The organism is Nocardia sp. NPDC004722 (assembly GCF_053601505.1).
Window position 1 is genome coordinate 1 of record NZ_JBSGBY010000767.1, and the last position, 3,414, is coordinate 3,414.

Annotated in this window: 2 protein-coding genes; one reads left to right on the forward strand and one right to left on the reverse strand. The window is 67.9% G+C overall.

Annotation, left to right across the window (positions count from 1 at the left end):
* On the reverse strand, positions 1–1,135 hold a 1,135-nt coding region (locus ACWELQ_RS41475), incomplete at its 3' end, for a cytochrome P450 (RefSeq protein ID WP_452402463.1).
* 352 nt (positions 1,136–1,487) lie between these two features.
* On the opposite strand from ACWELQ_RS41475, the gene ACWELQ_RS41480 reads away from it, so the two are divergent.
* The coding region (locus ACWELQ_RS41480) for a thioredoxin domain-containing protein (protein ID WP_452402464.1) at positions 1,488–3,414 on the forward strand (1,927 nt) is incomplete at its 3' end.

A 3,414-nucleotide genomic window follows, 5' to 3' on the forward strand; every position in this document is an offset into this window, starting at 1 on the left:
ACACCACCCAGGCGAAATTTCGGACGATGCACATCTGATTGCCCATGCTGAACGGCACGAAGCTCCGGGAGTTCGACCCGGAGCTCGACGGCGACCAGCGGTCGGGGTCGAAGGTGTTCGGCTCGGGGAAGAGCTGCGGGTCGCGGTGAATGGCGGCGATGCTGTAGCCGATGTCGGTCCCGGCGGGCAGTGTGAAGCCGTCGAGTTCGACCGTGGTGAGCGTGCGTCGGGTCTGCAGTAGCGGCGAATGGATCCGCGTGACCTCGTTCAGGACCGAGTTCAGGTATTCGAGCTTGTCGAGGCTGTGGCCGTTTCCGGCCGCGTCGACGATCTCCTGACGCAGTTTCGAGGCCACCTCCGGACGCTGGGACACCTCGTACAGCGCCCAGGTCAGCGTGGCGGTCAGGGCGTCGATTCCGCCGAAGAGAATCGTCACGGCCTGCTCCGCCAGGAACTTGTCCGTGCGGTGTTCCTCGCGCGCCGAATCCAGCAGCAGGTCGAGCAGGTCGTCGCGGCGTTCACCGCTGTCCCGTCGTGCGACGAGCAGCTCCCAGCAGTAGTCCCGCAGTCGTGTTCCCGCCGACAGGAATCTGCGGTTCACCGGCAACGGCAGGCTCGCCAGTCGCTTCGGCAGCACACTGCCGACGATGGCGCCGCCGCCGATGTCCCCGATCATGCTCGAGATCAGTTGCAGCTCAGCGGGATCGGGTTCGTGCGAGAACATGGACCCGAGCAGGTCGGTGATCACCAACTTCGACAGGACGGAACGGGCCTCGACGATCTGGCCCGGCTGCCACGAATCGGCCAAGGCATCCGCGTTGCGCTCGACGATCGGCGCGTAGCCGTCCAACTCCGTGCGATGGAACGCCGGTTGCAGCAGGCGACGAATATCCTTGTGCTGCTGACCATCCGCGACGATCAGCGACTCCTCGAAGATGAGTCGGATGCGTTCGAAGAGGAGCCCGCGCTCGTAGGTGTCGGCTTTCTCCACCAACACCTGGTGGAGCAGGTGGAAATCGGTGATGACATAGACGACGCGAGTGCCGATATCGACGCGCGCTATCTTCCCGACGCTCGCCAGCTCCATCATGAACTGGACCGGATCACGCGACAGCTTCCACGCGTGCCCGAGCACGGGTACGCGTCCGGGTCCGCAGGGGATGTCCACTGCGTGCTGCCCTTCCCTCGGCAGGCTCGTTGTCGGCGGATTCGGATCAGCGGATCCGCGCTGTCGGCTCTGGCGGGGTCGGCCCGGGCCGAAAAGCATGTTCATCACCACCGAGTCACAACTGTCATGGCCACTCCTGGATCAGGGTGTCGGGCACTGAGCTCTTCGGGTGTCCATCAATATTCCACGGTAGTCGGGGCGATGGACCGATCACCACCTTTTGCCGAAACATCAATGACCCGAGAGCCATTCACTTTCACTCGCCATCGCGCCGGGGACCGCCGCTCGGTCCGCCGCGCCGTGTGGGAGGCTGGGCAGTATGAACCGTTTGGGCAGCGCGACATCGCCTTACCTGCGTCAACATGCCGACAACCCGGTGGATTGGCGGGAGTGGGACGCGGCGGCGCTGGCCGAGGCGGCCGAGCGGGACGTGCCGATTCTGCTGTCCATCGGGTACGCGAGCTGCCATTGGTGTCATGTCATGGCACACGAGTCGTTCGAGGACGAGGCTACGGCCGCGGTGATGAACGCGAACTTCGTGTGTATCAAGGTGGATCGGGAGGAGCGGCCCGATCTGGACGCGGTGTACATGAACGCGACCGTGGCCATGACCGGGCAGGGCGGGTGGCCGATGACGTGCTTCCTGACGCCCGAGGGGGAGCCGTTCTATTGCGGGACGTACTACCCGAAGACGCCTCGGCACGGGATGCCGTCGTTCACGCAGGTGCTGACCGCGGTGGGGGAGACGTGGCGGAATCGGCGGGACGAGGTGAATACGGCGGCGGCGCAGGTGGGGGACGCGTTGCGGCAGCAGAGCGCGGGGCTGCCGGACGCGGAGGTGCCGCTGGGGGCGGAGTTGCTCGCGCATGCGGTCAGTGCGGTGTCGAAGGACGTGGATCGGCAGCACGGAGGGTTCGGGGGTGCGCCGAAGTTTCCGCCGTCGGCGCTGTTGGAGGGGTTGCTGCGGCATTATGAGCTGACCGGGGATCTCGGTGTGCTGCAAGTTGTTTCGTTCACCTGCGATGCGATGGCGCGGGGCGGGATCTACGACCAATTGCGGGGCGGGTTCGCCCGGTATTCGGTGGATGCGGCCTGGGTGGTGCCGCATTTCGAGAAGATGCTCTACGACAACGCGCAGCTGCTGCGGGTGTACGCGCACCTCGCGCGGCGGGACTTCGACGCGGGGGAAGCGGGCCGGGAGCCGTTGGCGCTCAGGGTGACTCGCGAGACCGTGGAGTTCCTGCTGGCGGACCTGGGCACCGAGCAAGGGGCGTTCGCGTCCGCACTCGACGCCGACACCCACCTCGAACCAGGTAGCCCGGGAGTCGAGGGAGCCACTTACGTCTGGACGCCCGCCGAACTCAACGGCGAGCTCGGTGCGCTCGACGGCGCCTGGGCCGCAGAGCTTTTGGGAGTCACGACGGCCGGTACCTTCGAGCACGGAACCTCGGTGCTCACCCGGTATCACGACCCGAAGCTGGTCGACCTGGAGCGGTTCGAAGGCATTCGGGCGCGGCTCCTCGAATCCCGCTCGCGCCGCCCGCAACCCGAGCGCGACGACAAGGTCGTCACCGCCTGGAACGGCATGGCGATCGTGGCGCTCGCGGAAGCCGGTGCCGCACACGGGCGTTCGGAGTGGATCGAGGCCGCCGCACGCTGTGCCCGCTACCTGCTCGACGCCCATGTGACCGACGGCCGCGTCTGCCGCGCCTCGCTGGGCGGGGTACCCGGCTCGGCTCCCGGCGTGCTGGAGGACTACGCCTGGCTCGCACTAGGGCTGCTGGCCTTGCATCAGTCGAGCGAAGGCGACTGGCTGCCCACCGCCCAGGCCCTGCTGGACGCCGCCATCACCCACTTCGCCGACCCGGAAACCCCGGGCAGCTGGTTCGACACCGCCGACGACGCCGAAACCCTGCTGACCCGCCCGCGTGACCCGATCGATGGCGCGACCCCGGCCGGAACCTCGGTGCTCGCAGAGGCTTTGGTCACCGCCGCCGCGATCACCGACACCGTTTCGGCGGCCCGCTACCGGCAACTGGCCGACCTCACCCTGACGCGCGGCGCGGTCCTGCTGGCCCGCGCCCCCCGCTCCGCCGGGCACTGGCTGGCCGTCGCCGAGGCCGCCCTGCGCGGCCCGATCCAGGTCGCCGTAGTCACCGGCCCCGACGCCGAATCCGGCAGTGCCGCAGCCGGGCTGACCGCCGCCCGCACCGCCGCGCACGGCGGCTCGATCATCAGGGCCGGTG